Below are 17056 nucleotides of genomic sequence, written 5' to 3' on the forward strand. Positions count from 1 at the left end.
TCAATCCTTGGCCGTCTGGTGGTGGTGGCACTCGGCGAGTTGCTTCAGGTTCAGTAGCTGACGTCGAGCCATGATCAGGTCGCCGACGGACAGTCCGAGGGCGGCCCAACGGGCGGTCTGCATGACGACCTTGAGCAGCAAGCGCGTGTCGTGCTGCTGGGGCACGAGGACGTAGGACATGAAGGCGCCCATGATGGTGCCCGTCAGCTGTTTCCCCGGGTCGACCGAGACGATTCTGCCCAGCTCCCGCCCGCCAGCAGTAGTGAATCTCTCTCCGACTTGCGGCTCGGGAAGGCCTACCAGCTCTCGAGGTGAACGACGGCCAAGGTTGTCGATCCAGTCATAGGAGTATGGCGCCAGCCTCACTTGTGCAACCCACGGCCACACCACTTCGGCAGACGCCTCGACGCGCACACCCCGCCACGCCTGCAGCGCGGGTGAGACGACGAACTCGTCGCACGGATAGCAGCGCAATTTCTCGCTGTCGGTCACGCCCCACCGGTCACCGATCATGTATCCATCCTCCACCAACGCCCGGCATCCGGATCTGCCGCCGACCGTGCGCGTGGCTGTTGGTCGACTGTCACCGCTACGCGGGTTCCTCTGCCGTGCTGCCGTACAGGGTGGCGAGGACACGATGCCGCAAGATCTCGTACTGCTGGCGACATCGCCGGGGAGGGCCGGGCGGGCGCTGCTGCACCTGACCGCCGACAACGACTTCCTGCAGGTAGAACTGATCAGCGGTGAGGTCGACGTCGCGGCCGTCGGGTAACCGATTCCAATAGTGGTAGCCGACCTTGGCGTCTCTGGCGAAGACTTCACCGAGGATCAGTTCTCCGCCGAGCAGGTCCTGAATGATCAGTGCGGTCACTCCGCATTGACCACGGGCTGCGTTGTCTGGATGCCAGTCCTGCACATCATGCGGGTCGCAGGTATCCGCTCCCCAGCCGGCCCGCATTATCGGCTGCAGCAATTCCAGGCTAATCAAGAGCGGGTCTGTTCGCTTGTCGCCTCCGGACGTCACCCAAGCAGAGTGAGCCCTCGACCGGGTCGAGGGTCAAGTAAACCTCGGGCCACGGGTTTCCCGGTTGGCCGAAGAGCGCCACCGCCGGGCGTACTCAACGGCCGCGATCCGCGCGTGGCGGAGCGTGACGGCGACCGCTACCGCTCGGCATCCTGATCTGCCGATGTGCGTGCACGGACTCATGCTGTCGATCGCACGCATCGACGTTCACGCAGCCCCGCTCGTCGGGGTGGCGGCCGAGGGGGTGCTGTGGGCGTTGCGGGGCGCTGCGCCACAGCCGATAGGTCGTGGGTTTGGGCGCGGACTGTAGTCGGTCGGCTAACCTCCGTCTTTCGCTTGGCCGCTGATTCATAGTGGCTCCTCGATGGCCAGGCGTTGTGTGCTGTGCATCGGTTCGCTGGCATGTTGAAGGCCCGGCGCGGGGCCGGGTTCCTCCGTGCGTTGGTCGGGGTGTGAGGCCGTGGGGTCAGCCGGCGGGCTGGGGTAGCGCCGCGAGGCGGTTGAATGCGCTGGTCAGTTCGTTGGTCCAGGGCCAGTTCGCGGCGATGGCGAGGCGGGTCTGTCGGGCGGTGCGGGTGATGCGGGCCGCGACGTGCAGCAGCCGGTAACGCAGTTTCTTCGGCTCGGCTGCGGCGAGGTCACCGTCCAGGAGCAGGGTCTGGGTCCAGGCGAGTAGGTCGATGCCGGTCAGGGCCAGTTGCAGCCAGGCCTGGTTGATCGCGAAGACGCGGGACGGGAACCGGCCGAAGCCGGTGTTTTTGCCGCAGCGGATGCGGTCCTCGACCCGGGCGTGGCCGCGGTGGCGGGCCTCGAGGAACTGGATGCTGCCGTGCCCGGGCGGAGTGTCGGTGGCGACGACCTGGTGCCGCCAGCCTTCGATGGTGTCGAACAGCGACAGTTGGGCGCCGGGGTGCGGGCGTTCCCGGCGGACCAGGAACCGGGTGCCCTCGGGCCAGCCGGCTGCGTCGAACAGGCCGGTGATCTCACAGACCTCGGCGTGTTCCCGCAGGTCACCACCAGCATCGACGGCGGGACACCAGTCGGTTGCGGCGCGGATCGCTTGCCGCAGCGGCTCGGTGATCGCGGCGCCGACGGAGAACCGGATGTCCAGGTGCTGCCGGCGCAGACCACGGAGGTGGGCGAGGAAGCCGTGACTGGAACCGGCCGAATCGGAGCGGAGCAGGATCGGGGTGCCGTGCCGGTGGGCATCGGGGATCTGGGCGAGGGCCTGGTCGAGGACGGTGATGTGGTCGGCGGTGGTGTTCGATCCGGCCCGACCCTCGCGTAGCAGCCCGGACAGTGCTTCCCCGGTGTTGTCCAGGAAACAGAACAACGGGTGGAAGCCGAAGGTCTTCTTCCAGGTGCGGGTCGCGGATTCCTTCTCGGAGTGGCAGATCACGATCGTCGCGTCGATGTCCAGGACCAGGCCGTCGACCGGGCGGCCGGCCGCGGTCACCTGCGGCAGGTCGCCGCGGGTCTCGGCGTGCTGGGCCCAGGCGACCTCACGAGCATGGGCCCGCGCGGCACGTAGTTCGGCCAGCATCGGCTCGTCCAGCTGCGACAACAGCCGCCACGCTGTCGGATCCGAGGCGACCGGCCCGAACAAGCCGGGCTGGTCACGCAGCACCGCCAGATCCGCGATGGCCTCACCGCCGTCGGCCAGCATCACCGCCACATCCACGGCGATCCGACCCGGGTCGTGTCCGCCCTGCCGTTGCCGCAGGCCGGCCAGTGCCTGACTGAAGGCGCTGGTCAGGCCGGTCGTATCGGCAAGATCGGCGAGTAGTCGGGCACCGGCGTGACCGACCACGCCTCGCCCGTCCCCGGTCACCATGATCTTCGGACGTGTTCCGGTAGCCTTCACCCAGCAAGTGCCTTCCGTGACAGGAACATGGGACCTTCGACAAGCCCTATTTTCCCTGATCAGAAGGCACTTCTTTGTTTCCTGCCCAGCCCGTGGACAGCCCTTAACGAAGGGCCGAGGCTAACTCGCGACTTCGCCGGCCCTGCCGCTCTGGGACCCTAGCCGTACCGCAGCGCTATCGGTGGGCAGCCCGATCGGCGGCACTGACCATTCGTCAACGAGCTCGAAGTCGACCGTGCCGCCAGAGAACGTCGCGCGGTGGAAGTGGACCGTGCCGCCAGTGAACAACGCGTACGGGAAGTCGACCGTGCCGCCAGAAAACGTCGCACCGTGGAAGTCGACCGTGCCGTCGGAGAACGTCGCCTCGTAGAACGTGACCGTGCCGGCAGAGAACCTCGCGTACCGGAAGTCAACCGTGCCGCCAGTGAACAACGCGTACGGGAAGTCGACCGTGCCGCCAGAAAACGTCGCACCGTGGAAGTCGACCGTGCCGCCGGAGAACGTCGCCTCGTAGAACGTGACCGTGCCGCCGGAGAACGTCGCGTCGTGGAGGTCGACCGCGCCGCCGGAGAACGTCGCCTCGCGGAAGAGGGCCGCGCCGCCGGAGAACGTCGCGTCGTGGAAGTCCACCGTGCCGCCGGAGAACGTCGCACCGTGGAAGGTGACCGTGCCGCCGGAGAACGTCGCCTCGCGGAAGGTGACCGCGCCGCCGGAGAACGTCGCCTCGCGGAAGGTGACCGTGCCGCCGGAGAACGTCGCCTCGCGGAAGGTGACCGCGCCGCTGGAGAACGTTGCGCCGTGGAAGTTGACGCTGCCACCGGAGAGCGTCGTGCCGTCAAAGTCGAGCGTCGTGCCGTTGGCGATGTCGATACCGCTGAGATTGCCGCCATGAAACTCGGCGCCGGCGAAGTCGAACTGGTGTCCGTGCCATCGCTCAACATCGCCCCGCTTCCCAGGCCGGAGATGGTCACGAATCACACGGATGATCGTGTGCCGTACCTGCCGTTCCTCAGCGATCTCCCGTGCGGTCACGACCGAGGCGGCGACCGTGCCGTCCTCGGGCTGCGGAGATTCCGCCTCGGCCGGTTCCTGAGGCGGCGGCAGTTCCGGCCACGGCATCCGGATGTAGGCGCACAGCACGTCGATGCACGTCTGCCGACCTTCGCGCCAATCATCCGCAAGGCCGGCGAGCGCATGCACGCCCGCCAGCCGGACGGCAGCCTTGTCCGAGCCGAGCTGATCAGCGGCCTTGCCGAAGCGTTCGTTGTACAGCTTCGTGTCTTCCCGATGCTCGGCCGCCTCGCCCTGATCCTGCTTGCGATACGCGACCGTCAATGCCACCACCGCGCCGACCCCGGCCACCACCGACAACACAATCTTCATCGCGTCGAACGTGTTCGCCACCGTCCACGCCGCCGCACCCGGCGCCGTCGGCAACGGCTCAAGCCTCGGAGGGCCCAGCGCCCACCACAGCAGCGCTCCCATCCCGACCGCGATTGCGACCGACAGCACCAGCAACCCGCCGACGTGCGCCCAAAGTGGCAACCAGACCATCGTCGGCACCCGCCGATCCCGCCGGACCGACTCCGGCCACCGGCGCCGGTGCAGTGTCCGTATCGCCCACCAGATCAGGACGAGCGCACCGCCACCGAGCAGTAGCCCCGGCGGCCAGTGCCGGCATGCCCACGTGATCGCGGTCCGCCCGACTGCACCCCACCAGCTCGGTGCGACCGCGACCGCCCCGACCGCGAGCAGGAGCGCGCTGAACGGCAACAGCCATCGTCCCGAGCGCGCCTTAAACCCATCCCATAGTCCACGCAGCCACGTACCCGCCGTTGCTGACCATCGACGCGTCATGTTGTCCATTGCACCGAGGTCCGACAACATCCGGCTCCCCCAAGTGGGCGAGGGCGTAGGAAGTCGTTCGGACATTACGCGGACAGAACTTGCTCGAACCTTCCGCTGCAGGTCATTGCCACTTGACGCATGGGCTGTAAATCCGTCGCCGCTCGCTCGCCACCCAGCTGCCAGCTCATCGATCTTGGCATCCGGATCTGCCGCGATCCGCGCCTGCCGATGCCGTGGTTAGGTCACTCCCTGTAGGGGCTCGGCGGGTTTGGCGTCGTTCTACTTCTTGTGCGTACGTGGAACGCAGGGGCGTTCCCGGATCCACGAGCTAGATGAACGTGACCTGGCTGAGTCAGAACAAGCCAAGCTGCCCCGGCATCGGCTCATCCGGACGGACCGCCGAGGGCGCCCGGAGCTCTCGGGCCGCTATGACAATCGGGTGATCCGCTTCCTCGGCGTCTTCTAGCCAGGCCAGCATCGGCCGGAACCGATCGCCCCGCTCGTTGATCGGCCGATAGCTGATGTCCGCCGCTGCAGCCTGCAACGACCGCAAGAGCGCGTCGTCGACTGGCGGCAGCCCGAGAGCCTCCCGCAGGCGATTACGGTCGTCGTCGAGTTCCGGCCAGTCCCTGCGGATCTCGTCGGCGGCGCGGGCGAGGAAGTCACACAGGACCCGGCCGTCGTCCTCGTCGACGGGGAACGCGGTGGCGTCGTGCAGGCTGGAGACGCCGACGACGAGGGTCAGCGCGTCTCGAAGACTCGTAGCGACCAGGCCCCCCTCGCCCTCCGAGCCGACATAGAGCACCGGCCGCACGGCGCCCGCACCGACCAGTAAGAAGGATCCACCGGATCCGTCGTCGGCGATCGTCGCCAGTGGCTCGCCGCCGGGCAGGGTCACCGGCTCGATCGGTCCGTCGGCGGCACGGGCGACCTTGAAGTCGAAGAGGGTAAGCAGGTCGGCCATCCACCGAGTGCCATGGATTATGTCGAGCAGTTCACGGTCCGTCACGGTGTCTTGAATACCAGGGCCCCGTCGCCGCGCAAGCCCTGTACCGGCAAGTCACCCCGTGTTCCAAGCGCCTGCGCCGGATCGTTCGGAACGGACAGGTGTGCAGCGGCCCAAACTGGGCCTCAATCGGGTTCGCCTAGGACGTGCCGGTCCTGGCCGTCCTCGCACTCGCGTAGGAAGACCGGCATCGGGGCGGAGGCCGGGGTTGCCCTGATCCCGCCAGGCTGCGAGGTGGCTATCTCGCTCGCCGCGAAATGCGGGTCGGCGGGATACTGCAGCCTGTATCAAATAACGGATCACCGGAGACGGTCACTGCCTCGTTCGCACGCCAATGGTGACGGGCGCTGATGACCAATGCGTGCGCTCTGGTGGAGGACGCGGATGTTCTGGCAGCACACGGCAGTATGGGCCGGGCCCAAGCATTGCTAGTCCTGCGATGGAGGAGCTGGCCAAGGCCCGCTGGCTGTACGAGGCCGCGGAGTACCAGTGGAGCCGGCCGCTGGGCCTGTACGGGCTGGAGCCCCAGCCGGCTGGCGACATTGTGGTTCCCGAGCAGTTGCGCAACCGGCGTCTGCCCCATCTGACCAAGTTGCAGACCGTCGAGCAGTACGCCTCAGGGCTGGGCGGCTTCAACGTTGTCGCAGCATCAGCGAAACGACTTCCACCGCCGCACGGATCTGCCGCATCGTAGGTCAGGGACCTCGACTAGCTGTCCGATACGGCTCTCGATCAAAGCTGGTGGCCTGGATACGCTGCGCCTCATGCCCTACGTGCCGGATCTCAATGCGGTGTTGGCCACCGGGTATCGCGCCGAGTGCGATGGGGTCACCTACCGTGTCGAGCCGTACGAACTCGGGCCGGTGGTGCTGCCGACCGGCAAGATCGTGGGGTGCGATCCGCTGGTAGCGCACACCACGCCGTTCGTTGACTCGGTGGCCCCCGGCCGGTACCCACTGTGGGCTTGGGTGGCGGGGTTGGACGCCGACGGCGGCGAGTGGCAGCGACGGATCACCGCCCTGCAGTTGACGGTTGACGACTCGCCGGCTGCTCCCAGGCCAGGACATCGCCTCACTCGGTGACGAGGACTTCTTCGGGTACGCGGTCGATGCGGGTACCGGGACGCTGGCCGACCAAGTCCCCATCGAAGCATTACGCGAGTGGGACTTCGAGAGGGTCGACGAGGTTTTCATTCCGGCGCAGGTCCCGGAACACCCGATCGACGCCGTCGTCACCGCGGTAGTAGAGGAACAGACCGGAGCCAACGTGTACGTCGTCGGTTCGGGATGGGGCGACGGCGTATATGCAACCTACGTAGGTCGCACCGCCGAAGGGCGCATCGCCAGTTTCGTTACCGACTTCCGCCATCGTGCCGCCCGAATAGCCTTCCACGGTAGCGCCCCGAGGCGACGAGCTCACCGGCACGTGCCAACCAAGATTGGGCGTACGCACATGCCGCTGTCGCGCGGTCCTACCCACGAGTGAGCGCCAGGGTCCCACGCGGCCGGCACCCGATCGTGCCGAGAAGAGTGCGCCGCCTATCGTTTGGCTTCGTTGGACTCGAGGACTTCCTTCATCTCCTCGATTCCTCGCTCGACCCGGCCCCGCACCGCATCGATCATGGCATGTGGGAGGACATCGGTCAGCCAGACTAGCCGGCTGTGATCGCCGTCGTCGAATACTTGGAACGCCGCGTGGTGGTAGGTCAACGGCAACGTTGCCCCTCCGTCACCGTGTACGCCATCCTGCGGATGGTGTGGTCGATCGCGAGAATGAGCTCGCGGACCCGCGACCCGTCCGGCATGGTCAGGATGCGGACGTCACCCTCGATCTGGGCATCAGCCACCCGGCCGGGCAACAGTCGCCGGTGTACCGCACCAACATCCGCGACGGCCTCCCACACCCGCTGCTCCGGGATGTCGATGGTGACTTCGACACAGACCGTGGCCATGACTCGATACTTCCCATCGATGCACGGAGGCGATGCTGGCCGGCGCAGCCTACCGGCCCCGCTCACCCAATCGCCGGAAGGACTGAGGCGTGGATTCTGGCATCGCTTCTGGCATCCGCCGACCGCGCGTGGTAGCCAGCGGCGAACCGTCACGCTCGGTAGCGGCTCACTTGGCGAGCCGACACCCTGAACTGCTGATGAGAGTGCGCTGAAAATTCGGCAATCATTCGCGGCGGCCTCCATTTTCCCTGCGCAGCCCTTTGAATCATCGTTGTCCAACAAGGACGTCGCGGCGCAAGGGTCAGCCGTCGAGGCCCGATGGTGCGTCCTCCAATTGGACCTTTGCTGTGGCCTGGCCCCGTGCGCGGCGAAGCCCTTGCCGTGGCCTGCGATCGCCGTGTTGACAGGTCCAGCACCATGGCCTCATGGTTCGAGGATCAGACCTCGGGTGGTGGGGCAAGCACCCCTACGTCTACATGATGTTCACGACCACCGCCGCGGTGGCGTGCTGGACGACCGTGCTCGTGGCCGCGTTCGCGGTCCCGGAGGCGGCCATCGGCTTCGTGTCGTGCGGTGCGCTGTTCGGCGTACTCATGACGATCGCCGCTGTGTACGCCTGGCACTGGCTGCTCAGAGGCCGGCATCGCGACCGTCGTGCGAACGACAGGATGCGGTGGAATTGGGACATGGCGTTGCTGAGGGCCAGTTCGGTGTTCCTCTGGCTGTTCTTCCTCGGGCTGCTGGCGGGGACCGCGATCAGTTTCTACGACGGGTGGCGGTTCGACCAGTATGGTGTGACGGCGGAGGCGGTCGTGACGAAGGTCGATGGTAGCTTCGTCACGGTCGCTGTCGCGGCGCGGGATGGCGATCGGTTGGGCGTGCTGGAGACCGTTAGGGGCGATCCACAGCTGGCCGCCGGTGACCGGATTCAGATCGTCTACGACCCTGAACCCGGCGCCAACGACGTCATCTTCGCCGATGGTTGGCCCTACGGGCAGGTGATCCCGCTGGCGATCGGTACGGTGGTCGCGGGCGCGTTCGTGCTGGTGCCGTCCGCACGTCGACGGCTCACCGATTCCGCGCTCAAGCACTGGCGATCGTCGAATGGCCGTATTCGCCCGCCGCACTGATCTGCCGCGAGCGGTGCGCGCGGGATGAGAAGTTCCATCACCGTCCGTAGGGTTCTGCCGCGGGTTCCGATCGCTCTGCGGCTTCCCGCACCAGCCGGCACACGATGCCCCTTCGGCGTAGCTGTACGTGAACGCGGTCCTACCCACTCGGGTGCCCTGGCGGGCTGAGCCGCCGCTCAGTCAAGCCAGCAGATCACCGCGTCGCCATCCTCGGCGGCTGCAGCGAAGAAGCTTCGGACGCCTGGCAGATAGTGGGCCACCCACGCCAGCTCGCCGGGTCTTTCCCAGGTTCCGGGGTAGATCTCGGCCCGGTTCAACTCCAGCGGGTCGACGCCGCAGATGAGGTCGTCTTCGGTGAGCGCGGCCAGCCGCGAGGCCGCAGCCTCTACCTGGACCGGTGTCAGATAGGAGGGCGGCCCGTAGCCCCAGTCGTCTTCGAGGTTCTCCAGGAAATCGAACATCTCCTCGCTGTCGGGTTCGACGTCTGGCAGTTCCACGAATCCCTCCGCTCCTAAGGCGTGTTTCAAAAGTGGAGTCTGATCGAAGTCACCGCGTGGCGGTGATCGACAGCTGAAGAGGTCTCCGGTAACTGGTTCTGCGACCAAGCAAGAACTTCATACCGGAGACCTCGTGCCCAGCGTAGCGGTGACGAGGCGGCATGACCTGACCGACGGGCAGTGGGCTGTTCTGGCTCCGTTGCTGCCTGCCGTGCCGAGGACGGGTCGTCCGCCGAAGTGGAAGAAACGACAGCTCATTGACGGGATCCGGTGGCGGATCCGGATCGGTGCCCCGTGGCGTGACGTCCCGTCCGAGTACGCGCCCTGGCCCACCGTCTACGGCCTGTTCCGCCGCTGGCAGCGTGACGGAACCTGGGACAAGATCCTGTCCGCGCTGCAAGCCGCTGGCGACGCGACCGGCCGGATCGGTTGGACGGTGAGCGTGGACTCGATGACCAGCCGCGCCCACCAGCACGCCGCCGGAGCCCGCACCGACGGGCATCTGCAGAAGGAGCCGCCCGGCGGGGTGCACGACGAGCCGGCCGATCACGCGCTGGGCCGATCGCGCGGCGGGCTGACCACCAAGACTCATCTGGCCTGCGAGCAGGGACAGAAGGTCCTCTCCCTGATCGTGACCGCCGGGCACCGTGGTGACAGCCCGCAGTTCATCCCCGTCCTGCGCCGCATCCATGTGACCCGCCTCGGCGTGGGTCGACCCCGCACCTGCCCCGACCTGGTCTTGGCCGACAAGGCCTACACCAGCCGCGGCAACCGCAGTCATCTGCGCTCACGCGGGATCCAGGCCTGCATCCCCAGCAAGACCGACCAGGACGCCCATCGCAAGGCCAAAGGCTCCAAGGGTGGCCGCCCACCCGCGTTCGACAAGGACCTCTACCGGCTACGCCACGCCGTGGAGAACGGCATCAACCGGCTCAAACGCCACCGCGGCGTCGCCACCCGCTACGACAAGCTGGCAGTCCGCTTCCAAGCCGTTCTCACCATCACGATCATCACCGAGTGGCTCTGACCGGCTTATGAAACGCGCCTTAGGACCAGCGGAATCTCGAGGCCAAGCCGGTCGAGTAGGAAATCGAGTCCGTTCCATGCCTTGTCGGTGGCGGTCCAGCGTTCGGAGTTGTCGTCCCGTTCCGTCATGGCGAGTTCGTAGGCCCAGCCGAGGTCGGTCCTGGCCTGCTCCAGTTCGTCCGGGGAAACGCGCAGCCAGTTGCCGTTCATGCTCACGGCGCCAGCCTAAATTCCGGCTACGACAGTTCCCCCGTGCTGCGGCCGTCCGGGCGCAGCACGGAGCCACAACACACCAGGCGGCGGGGCTGGCAACGGTCCACGCAGATGTTCCGCCGGCTCAGGACGGTGCAGGCGACCGGCGGCCAGAGGGACGCCCAGGTGGCGGCAGCTCGGCCGCGGAATCCGGCACCAGGCACGGATGCACTATCCGTCCACGGGATGCATCAGCGCCCCGGGCGCCGGCGGTGCCACCTCGGCGTCGATGGTCAGGACCAGCCTCCGCGTCGCCGGATCCTCCCCGACGCGAACCGCCGCGATCGGTACGTCGGCGCCACCGTCCACGAGTCTCGCCGGTTCCCCGTCTCGGATCTCGCCGTCGAGGCGGCCCAGCAGGTGCACACCCGCACCGTCCGCCAAGGCCTCAGCCACCTCGAACCGCCATCGCGGCACCGTGCGGCCCGCCGCGCGCGGCCGGTACTCCCGGCTACCCGATCGACTGCGAAAGAACCGGCCACCGAACGCGAGATCGACCTCCCGCAGCTCGTTCAGCGACGCGTCCTGCATGTGCCGCAGCGCGTGCCGGGCCCGACACATCCGTACGCCGTGCCGGATCTCCCACATCCCCGGACCCCACCCCTCCGGATCCACGAGATCACTGACGAGCGTGTCGACGTCGCCGGTCGCGCCCACGGACCGCAAGGCCTCCGCAACGACCGTACGGGCATCCGCCGGCACCACTCCGTCGCCCATGAACGGCAATGCCAACAAGAGCCGCTGCTCGCGGGTCAGCACCGGATCGGGCATGTCGGCCAGCGCGTGCAGTTCTTCCCAGCACAATGCGGGACCGTAGAACTCGCCCAACCCGGCGATCCGGACAGCCGACCCGCCCAGATCCGAGGTGACCAGCACGTCGAGCCCGCCATCGCCGGGCATGTTGCGATTGACGATGCGCAACCAGCGCCACCACCGCTGAGTCGCCGGCGTCAGCCGCACCGACAACACCGGCCACCGCGCCCCATCCAGAAGCGCCCGCTCCATGTCAGAGCGTTCGGACTCGGGTACGTCGAACGCCGCCGACGTGTCATACACCTCGCCGCCCATGTAGGTCAGGTACACCGGCCAGAACCCGGGCCGTTCCAGTAAGACATTCCCGTCGACAAGCCGGGCACCGTCCGGCAGCTCGTACCCGGGAATCGTCAGCGCCAGCTCAGACATGGCCGCCATCCTGGCAGAAGCGACCCCGCAGCGCGTGGCCCCTACGGATTTGCCGGCGGCCAGGGACTCGCCTCCCGTTCCCGAAGCGGTCGAAGTTGGCCAGCACGATCGGCACCGGACGACCCGACGCTTGGCGCCCGACGCTGACATCGCAACGTCGAGGTCACACACTGCGGAACGAGTAGCCACAACGTCGGCGGCGCACGGATCTGCCGCTCCGGGCGTGCTGGCGTTCATCGCCGCTGGGGACGGTGATGTATGGCTGTCTTTCCTGCTCCCGCTTCCGGTGGCGTACCTGCCGATCAGGTCCTTTTTCGCGCCGCGGTGTCCGCCTTTCTGGGCCGCTACCGTGGCCAGACTCGCATTCATACCGAGTCCGACCTGCGAGTCTTCCTACGCTGGTGCGCCGACCAGGACCTCGACCCGCTGGCTGCGGCACGGGTGGACACCGAGCGGTACGTGCGCTGGCTGCAGGACGTGCGCCGGTACCAGCCCTCGACGGTCTCGCGGCGCCTGTCCGTCGTGGTCGGGTTCTATCGGGTCTGCGTCATCGACGCCGTCCTGGACCACTCGCCGGCCGACTACGTTCGCCGGCCCACGGTGCCGGCCGAGTCGCCGACCCTCGGGCTGGGTCACCTGCAGTTCGAAGCCCTGATCACCACCGCCCGGCTGTCGACCAACCCGAACGACTTCGCCCTGGTCGCGCTTCTGGGCCTGCTCGGCCTGCGGATCTTCGACGCCTGCGGGGCCAGCATCGCCGACCTGGGTGAGGAGCACGGCCACCGGGTACTGCGCGTGCGCGGCAAGGGTGGCAAGGTCGTGCTCGTCCCGCTGCCACCTGCAGTGGCCGGAGCCATCGACCGGGCCGTCGACGACCGCACCGGCGGGCCGATCCTGCGCAACACCCTCGGCGTGCGGATGGACCGGCACGCCACCACCCGCCGGCTCAAGCACCTGGCCCAGGCAGCAGGGCTTCGGATGCCGAAGATGCATCCCCACATGCTGCGCCACACGTTCGTGACAACCATGCTCGACGCCGGCGTCAGCCTGCGCGACGTGCAGATCGCCGCCCGCCACGCCGACCCGCGAACCACCATGCGCTACGACCGGGCCCGCAAGAACCTCGACCGGCACCCCAACTACATCCTGGCCGCGTACATGGCCTCCGGGACATGACCAGCCGCTCGCGGCTTTGCCGAACTGCCGCTGGTCGGACGCGTTCAGCCGTGCACGACGACGTTGGGGTGAGTGTTCTCCCGCTGGTGGTCAGACGTCGGCGACGGGGCAACGGATCCGGGCGTGGAGTACGCGTTTCCTCAATGTCTTGATTCCGGCCGACGCTGCCCGGGCTTCCCCCAGCCGGCAGGGCCGCCGTCCGGCAGGTACCCTCGGCCGGTGTTCTCGCCTCAAGGCCCGTCTCTGCGTGAACTGTGCATACAGGCGCTGTCCTCGGTCCAGCGGGGCTACGACCTCCTGGCTCCGAAGTTCGACCACACGCCCTTTCGCACCCCGGAGAGCATTCTCGGCGCGACCGCCCACGTGCTGTCCGAACTCGGACCGTTCAGCCAGGGACTGGACGTCTGCTGCGGTACTGGTGCGGGCATGCAGGTTCTCAGGCCCCTGTGCCAAGGACGGATCACGGGCGTCGACTTCAGCGCGGGCATGCTCGCGCAGGCGCGCAGCGCACACCCGGACGCCACGTGGGTGCAGGCCGACGCCCGGGCCCTGCCTTTCGCTGAGAACTTCGACCTCGCGGTCACCTTCGGAGCGCTCGGGCACTTCCTGCCCACCGAACGGACTGCACTCTTCGAGGGGGTGTACCGCGCACTGCGGCCCGGCGGGCTCTTCACCTTCGCGATCGGCGCGCCGCCGCCCCTCACCTCGGTATCGCACTGGGCCACGCTCGGATTCGACCTGGCCATGCGGGTCCGCAATGCCGTGTGGCGCCCCCCATTCGTCATGTACTACCGCAGCAGCCCGCTGCCCGCAGTCCTCGACGAACTGACGGCGGCTGGCTTCACCGCGACGGCCGTCGCCTTGACCGGCCTGGGCCGGCACCGGGACAGCAGCCCACGGTACCGGCTCATCCTCGCGCGTAAGCCGGCAGACCATCACTGATGCCCGGTCGCGCATCGAGTGGTTCGCCCGCCCCAAGCGACGGGCCAGTCACCGGAGGCGACGACGCCGGATTCTCGACCATAAGGAGATGCTGCCAGGGACGACCGGCCAGGTGAGCATTCCAGCCGGAACGCACAGGCCTTGGCCAGTGGGTACGGGCATGGCTGGTCTCGTCGGCTCTGGCCCGGGCTACGCGCGGGGCCCGACCCTTGCTGTCCGCGCGCCTCTGGACAGCCAAACAGAACGGTCAACCGCAGCCATCTGCCGCAGGCAAGGCGCGGCAGTGCTGGCGCGTCCGTCACTATCGGTAGCCGTCGACCATGGCGCGTCCAGGCGCGAGAACGCCCGGTCGTGCGGATGAGAGTGTGGCTATCCGTTCAGCCCGGCCCCCGCCGCGTCGCTTCCGGGGCATCGCGTTGCCCAGCCAGTCAGGTACGCCCCTGGTGTACACCGGCGCTTGGGAGGTGTACGAGCCCCGGGGTTGGGTAGCCCACGGACCGCGTGTGTCATCAGAGGGAGTGGCAATGGGCGGCGAGCGGATTCCGGGTTCCTTCACGGAGCAGACGGCGCAGGTCGGCGACGTCACGATCAACTATGTTCGGGGCGGTCGGGGCAGGACACTGGTCCTGCTGCACGGCTATCCCCAGACGTGGTACATGTGGCGCAAGGTTCTGCCGGAGCTTGCCAAGCACTACACGGTCATCGCGCCTGACCTTCGGGGAGCCGGCGGCAGCGACGCCCCGGCAGGAGGCTACGACAAGAAGACCCTCGCTGGCGACGTGTACGGCCTGCTCACCCAACTCGGCCTCGATGACGACGTCAGCATCGTCGGACACGACATTGGGACCATGGTCGCGTATGCGTATGCCGCCGCTCACCGCGATCGCGTGCGCAAGCTCGTGCTCACGGAAGCGCCTATCCCTGACCAGAGCCTGTACCAGGCCCCGGCACTGACCCCGAAGGGACCGGGTTTCTGGAACTTCGGCTTCTTCAGCCTCCCAAACGGCCTGCCGGAACAGATCGTGGACGGTCGCGAGGCTCTCTGGGTGGATCGGTTCACCGATTCGATGGAAGTCCAGAAGACCGGCATCGGCGATGACGATGTCCGCGAGTACGCCCGGTACCTGCAAGACGACGCTCATCTGCGGGCCAGCTTCGACTACTTCCGAGCACTGCCCCGAGATGTCGCCGACAACGCTGAGTACGGCAAGACGAAGCTGACCATGCCGGTTCTCGCACTCGGCGCCCGAGCCAGCCTCGGGGAAGCGGTACCTACCCAGGTCGCGCAGTACGCCACGACGGTAACTGGTGGCGTCATCGAGGACTCTGGCCACTGGATCTTCGAGGAACAGCCGGCCGAACTCACCGCGCAGCTCATGCAATTTCTCCAACAGACCTGAGCCGAACCTAGCCCCGCCCGACAAGAGGCGCGTGGCGCATGCGCTTCTGCCGCTGTCGGTGCGCGATCGGCCGGGCTACAGGTTCCCGGACTCTGGCCACCTGGACCAGTGAGTGTTGGGTGGCATGTCTGGTGCGTACCGTCTCACATCTCCTGTCGTCAGCACGTCGGCGAGCTGGCGGAAGGTCATTGACTGACTGGGAACTGTGTCCTGGAGAAGGTCTGGGTGGTGCCACCGATCCAGCCGCATGATCTCTGGGATGTCGGCCGGGATCCGCCGCCGCAGCTCGACTTCGTCGGCCAAGAGCAGGTCCCGGTGGTCCGGGACGAGCCGGCGAAGCACGTCGACCAGTTCCTCGCCCCGCTCGGCGGCTACCGCGATCCGCCGGCCTCGTAGCACGATCGACGCTCCGCGGTAGATCTCAGGCTGGTCAACGTCCTCGATCTCGTCCCTGTTGTCGACCCGGCTGAGGAAGTCCTCGTTGCCAAAGCCCGGTTCGCCCTTGGTCAGACAGTTGCCGAAGGGCGTGTGGCCGATCATTGAGGTGATCTCAGCAAGATCGGCTTGATGTAAGCGGTTCTGCCTGTGTCTGTGGGGATGGCTGGGTTTTAGCGGCTTGATTTGGCCCCACCTGACGGTTTGATTCGGCCCCATCGGTCGGGGTGCCGAATGTTGTGTCGGTTTGATTGGCCCCACCTGGAGGTTTGACAGGAGCGCTACCCGGTCTACCTCAGGGCGTCGTCGAGCGGCGCCGCGAGCTGGACACGACCATCGCCGCCGATCGCGCACTGATGGACCGCATCGCCGACCTCCAGGCGGCGCACCTCCACCAGCTCGCCGCGCTCCCGACGGCCGCCCGCCCGGCCAGCACCTAGGTCAGGCCCGCCGGATGCTCGAGAAGTACCGCGTCCAGCTCTGGGCCCAGCAGCTCGGCACCGCGCAGACGGTCAGCGATGCCCGCATCCGCACGATGCTGAGTCCGTAGCCGGCCCTACTCAGCGTCCTGTGCCTCGATCAGGTCGAGGTCGCGGACGCAGAAGCCGTGGTGCTCGAAGGTCTCGTTGAGCACCGTGCCGAGGCACTGCCGCACCAAGCGGCCCCGGGCGTACGGCGGCCAGACATCGTCGTCGGGCACCGGCGCTCGCGCTGCGAGCTGCACAGCGGTGACCTCGTCGAGCCAGGCCTCGAGCTCGGCGGCCTGTGCGTCACGCACGCTCACGATCTCGTCGAGGGCCGGATCGAGCGAGAGGTCAAGCCCGTGCGCTCCACGGTAGGGCTCGACGGTCGTCCCGATGCCCATCGGCGTGAACAGCTCCGTCGAGCCCAGGCAGCAGCGGCGGAACCACGAGTCGTGGACGAAGACCAGGTGGCGCATCGTCTGCACCGCCGACCACTCGTCGTTCACGCTGCGGCGCTCGATGCCGGGCGTACGGCGGATTCGCTCGATCGTGGCGGCCCAGCCGGCATGGAGCTGACGCGATGCCTCGCGCAGATCGGCAGGGTCCTCGGAGCGGATCAGCACCCGCACCGGATGACGCCGGTCGAGCTCTGCCTCGACGTACTCGGTGACCTCGACACCGTTCACCACGAGGTTGGTGATGAGCCCGTCGATCACGGCATCCTGCATGACGACGCCGATCAGGCGTGCCCCGGTCAGATCGCACTCGCGGAACTCCGCACCGTGCAGATCCTCGTCGACATACCGCGTCATGCTCCGCATACTAGGTCCGAGCACCGACAAGCCAGCCTCCCCGGCTT

Annotated in this window: 20 protein-coding genes and 1 pseudogene; 9 read left to right on the forward strand and 12 right to left on the reverse strand. The window is 67.4% G+C overall.

What is annotated here, in order from left to right; all coding sequences use genetic code 11:
- The 5 genes from OG470_RS21065 to OG470_RS21085 form a co-directional block, all read right to left on the reverse strand.
- A complete protein-coding gene (locus OG470_RS21065) occupies positions 1-513 on the reverse strand; it encodes a polyketide cyclase (RefSeq protein ID WP_328414747.1) in 513 nt (170 codons plus the stop codon).
- 76 nt (positions 514-589) lie between these two features.
- Positions 590-1024, reverse strand: a complete 435-nt coding sequence (locus OG470_RS21070) for a YunG family protein (RefSeq protein ID WP_328414749.1) — start codon at positions 1022-1024, stop codon at positions 590-592.
- Between the two features lie 466 nt (positions 1025-1490).
- Positions 1491-2888, reverse strand: coding sequence for an IS1380 family transposase (locus tag OG470_RS21075; RefSeq protein WP_442930928.1), 1398 nt, complete (start codon positions 2886-2888; stop codon positions 1491-1493).
- 120 nt (positions 2889-3008) lie between these two features.
- Positions 3009-4442, reverse strand: a complete 1434-nt coding sequence (locus OG470_RS21080) for a pentapeptide repeat-containing protein (protein ID WP_328426504.1) — start codon at positions 4440-4442, stop codon at positions 3009-3011.
- A 646-nt stretch (positions 4443-5088) separates the two neighbouring features.
- Complete coding sequence (locus tag OG470_RS21085; protein ID WP_328414751.1) at positions 5089-5634, reverse strand: hypothetical protein; 546 nt, start codon at positions 5632-5634, stop codon at positions 5089-5091.
- A 547-nt stretch (positions 5635-6181) separates the two neighbouring features.
- Here OG470_RS21085 and OG470_RS21090 point away from each other — a divergent pair.
- Both OG470_RS21090 and OG470_RS21095 read left to right on the forward strand, forming a co-directional pair.
- The gene (locus OG470_RS21090; RefSeq protein WP_328414753.1) at positions 6182-6436 is read left to right on the forward strand and encodes a hypothetical protein; all 255 of its coding nucleotides are present in this window, start codon (positions 6182-6184) and stop codon (positions 6434-6436) included.
- Between the two features lie 70 nt (positions 6437-6506).
- A pseudogene (locus OG470_RS21095) lies at positions 6507-7227 on the forward strand (DUF4241 domain-containing protein).
- 53 nt (positions 7228-7280) lie between these two features.
- On the opposite strand, the gene OG470_RS21100 reads toward OG470_RS21095, so the two are convergent.
- Positions 7281-7457 (reverse strand): hypothetical protein, encoded by a 177-nt coding sequence (locus OG470_RS21100; protein WP_328414755.1) that lies wholly within the window; start codon positions 7455-7457, stop codon positions 7281-7283.
- Positions 7448-7693: a hypothetical protein gene (locus OG470_RS21105; RefSeq protein ID WP_328414756.1), complete on the reverse strand. Its 246-nt coding sequence runs from the start codon at positions 7691-7693 to the stop codon at positions 7448-7450. Before OG470_RS21105 ends, OG470_RS21100 begins: the two co-directional genes overlap by 10 nt.
- A gap of 479 nt (positions 7694-8172) precedes the next feature.
- Here OG470_RS21105 and OG470_RS21110 point away from each other — a divergent pair, with 479 nt between their 5' ends.
- Positions 8173-8823, forward strand: coding sequence for a hypothetical protein (locus OG470_RS21110; protein WP_328414758.1), 651 nt, complete (start codon positions 8173-8175; stop codon positions 8821-8823).
- Positions 8824-8999: 176 nt separating this feature from the next.
- On the opposite strand, the gene OG470_RS21115 is transcribed toward OG470_RS21110, so the two are convergent.
- Positions 9000-9320: a DUF1877 family protein gene (locus OG470_RS21115; protein ID WP_328414759.1), complete on the reverse strand. Its 321-nt coding sequence runs from the start codon at positions 9318-9320 to the stop codon at positions 9000-9002.
- Between the two features lie 148 nt (positions 9321-9468).
- Here OG470_RS21115 and OG470_RS21120 point away from each other — a divergent pair, with 148 nt between their 5' ends.
- Positions 9469-10347, forward strand: a complete 879-nt coding sequence (locus OG470_RS21120; protein WP_442930925.1) for an IS5 family transposase — start codon at positions 9469-9471, stop codon at positions 10345-10347.
- 5 nt (positions 10348-10352) lie between these two features.
- Here the strand turns inward: OG470_RS21120 and OG470_RS21125 are convergent, their stop codons facing one another.
- Together OG470_RS21125 and OG470_RS21130 are read right to left on the reverse strand one after the other, a co-directional pair.
- Positions 10353-10556, reverse strand: a complete 204-nt coding sequence (locus OG470_RS21125) for a DUF1877 family protein (RefSeq protein WP_328426506.1) — start codon at positions 10554-10556, stop codon at positions 10353-10355.
- A 213-nt stretch (positions 10557-10769) separates the two neighbouring features.
- Positions 10770-11666, reverse strand: a complete 897-nt coding sequence (locus tag OG470_RS21130; RefSeq protein WP_328414761.1) for a hypothetical protein — start codon at positions 11664-11666, stop codon at positions 10770-10772.
- A gap of 438 nt (positions 11667-12104) precedes the next feature.
- Here OG470_RS21130 and OG470_RS21135 point away from each other — a divergent pair, with 438 nt between their 5' ends.
- The 3 genes from OG470_RS21135 (at position 12105) to OG470_RS21145 (ending at position 15298) form a co-directional block, all read left to right on the forward strand.
- Positions 12105-12956 carry a tyrosine-type recombinase/integrase gene (locus tag OG470_RS21135; RefSeq protein WP_328414763.1) on the forward strand — a complete coding sequence of 284 codons (852 nt, stop codon included), beginning with the start codon at positions 12105-12107 and terminating at the stop codon, positions 12954-12956.
- Positions 12957-13175: 219 nt separating this feature from the next.
- Positions 13176-13898, forward strand: a complete 723-nt coding sequence (locus OG470_RS21140) for a class I SAM-dependent methyltransferase (RefSeq protein ID WP_328414765.1) — start codon at positions 13176-13178, stop codon at positions 13896-13898.
- Between the two features lie 524 nt (positions 13899-14422).
- Positions 14423-15298, forward strand: coding sequence for an alpha/beta fold hydrolase (locus OG470_RS21145; RefSeq protein ID WP_328414767.1), 876 nt, complete (start codon positions 14423-14425; stop codon positions 15296-15298).
- 75 nt (positions 15299-15373) lie between these two features.
- On the opposite strand, the gene OG470_RS21150 is transcribed toward OG470_RS21145, so the two are convergent.
- Positions 15374-15838: a DUF7003 family protein gene (locus tag OG470_RS21150; protein WP_328414769.1), complete on the reverse strand. Its 465-nt coding sequence runs from the start codon at positions 15836-15838 to the stop codon at positions 15374-15376.
- 164 nt (positions 15839-16002) lie between these two features.
- On the opposite strand from OG470_RS21150, the gene OG470_RS21155 reads away from it, so the two are divergent.
- Both OG470_RS21155 and OG470_RS21160 read left to right on the forward strand, forming a co-directional pair.
- Positions 16003-16173 (forward strand): hypothetical protein, encoded by a 171-nt coding sequence (locus OG470_RS21155; RefSeq protein WP_326918608.1) that lies wholly within the window; start codon positions 16003-16005, stop codon positions 16171-16173.
- A 14-nt stretch (positions 16174-16187) separates the two neighbouring features.
- Positions 16188-16283: a DUF3418 domain-containing protein gene (locus tag OG470_RS21160; RefSeq protein ID WP_328414771.1), complete on the forward strand. Its 96-nt coding sequence runs from the start codon at positions 16188-16190 to the stop codon at positions 16281-16283.
- Between the two features lie 6 nt (positions 16284-16289).
- Here the strand turns inward: OG470_RS21160 and OG470_RS21165 are convergent, their stop codons facing one another.
- The gene (locus OG470_RS21165; RefSeq protein WP_328426508.1) at positions 16290-17033 is read right to left on the reverse strand and encodes a DinB family protein; all 744 of its coding nucleotides are present in this window, start codon (positions 17031-17033) and stop codon (positions 16290-16292) included.
- Positions 17034-17056: the final 23 nt, after the last annotated feature.

This window comes from Micromonospora sp. NBC_00389 (assembly GCF_036059255.1).
Lineage (GTDB): Bacteria > Actinomycetota > Actinomycetes > Mycobacteriales > Micromonosporaceae > Micromonospora.